Source organism: Nitrosomonas sp. Nm132 (genome assembly GCF_900100485.1).
In the GTDB taxonomy this organism is placed as follows: Bacteria; Pseudomonadota; Gammaproteobacteria; order Burkholderiales; family Nitrosomonadaceae; genus Nitrosomonas.
In genome coordinates this window covers 1-1,211 of record NZ_FNDH01000120.1, presented here as the reverse complement: position 1 = coordinate 1,211, position 1,211 = coordinate 1, and the positions used below count along the sequence as shown (strand labels likewise).

General features: G+C 46.1%; 2 protein-coding genes and 1 pseudogene. 2 read left to right on the top strand and 1 reads right to left on the bottom strand.

What is annotated here, in order from left to right:
* Both BLP80_RS14940 and BLP80_RS14935 read left to right on the top strand, forming a co-directional pair.
* A partial coding sequence (locus BLP80_RS14940) for a transposase (protein WP_143002210.1) occupies window positions 1–168 on the top strand: 168 nt, incomplete at its 5' end.
* Window positions 169–195: 27 nt separating this feature from the next.
* Window positions 196–771 carry a type II toxin-antitoxin system HipA family toxin gene (locus tag BLP80_RS14935; protein ID WP_218120480.1) on the top strand — a complete coding sequence of 192 codons (576 nt, stop codon included), beginning with the start codon at window positions 196–198 and terminating at the stop codon, window positions 769–771.
* A 301-nt stretch (window positions 772–1,072) separates the two neighbouring features.
* Here the strand turns inward: BLP80_RS14935 and BLP80_RS15455 are convergent.
* Window positions 1,073–1,211, bottom strand: a pseudogene (locus tag BLP80_RS15455) (IS110 family transposase); the annotation flags it as partial.

The following is a 1,211-nucleotide window of genomic DNA, read 5'->3' as shown; positions in this document are numbered from 1 at the left end:
ATCGAAGGTAAATGGGCTGTTTTACCGAAGCGGTGGGTAGTCGAACGCACGTTCTCCTGGCTGGGTAACTTTCGCCGTTTATCAAAGGACTTCGAAATCCTGCCAGGCACTGCCGAAAATATGATTCGAATCGCCATGATGAAAATAACACTTGCAAAATGCGTCTAATGTTTTGCCAGACAGCTTCTAAAGCTCATCAAGGCCGCCAATAAAGATGTGCTGCTCATCGAACGTTTTGACAGAGAACAAAAAACGCAAGACTGGTCACGCAAAGCCATGGTCTCTGCGCTGACGATGCTTGGTCTTGATGACATGATGGCGCGTTACGCAAGCTATGAAACCTTTGCGGAAATTATCCGTCATCGTTTTACTGATCCGAAAGCGACACTTGAGGAAGTGTTTTCACGGCTCGTCTTTAACATTCTTTGTGGTAACACTGATGATCATGCGCGAAATCATGCCGCATTCTGGAATGGCAAAGAACTGACCCTTACACCGGCTTATGATATCTGTCCGCAAGGCCGCACTGGTAATGAAGCCTCACAGGCTATGCTCATATCCGGCAATAATAATCTTAGCCAGTTAAAATCCTGCCTTGAGACCGCTCATAACTTTCTGCTTTCCGAAGTGCAAGCACGCGCCATCTTTGGAAAGATAATTTCTGCAATCAAACGGCATTGGGATGGCGTGTGTGAAGAAGCTGAACTCAGCGAAGTAGACAAGAAACTGCTATGGGGCAGACAGTTTCTGAATCCTTTCTCAACAGAGTAATTTTCTAAAGCAAGTCACCGAAACCTTGGTGGTTTCAAGCAAACGCTCAAAAAGCCAATCATGCATCATCTCATTCGTCCGGCTGGAAACGGCGTTCTTGATCTCCTTCATCACGAAGAAGAGCGCAGTTATAGGGAACCACTTCACTGATCGCATACATGGACGCCCACTTTTTGCCAAGCTTTCATTCAATGCAGTCTCGCCATCATGTCATGATTGCTTGTGTAATCGGTGGTAGTCTTTCTCCTTAAACTCGTTTTTATTGCAACATTACCAATACGCTTCTATTCAATCGTCACGATCAGTGAGTTGCGGTAGTCGCTGCAGTAGTATGATCGGAGTGAGATGTCGCTTTTTTGGTGAGCAATGCCCAGATGATGCGAGCGTTCTTATTTGCCAGGGCAACAGTGGCAACATTCTTATTGCGCCGTGTTATCAGC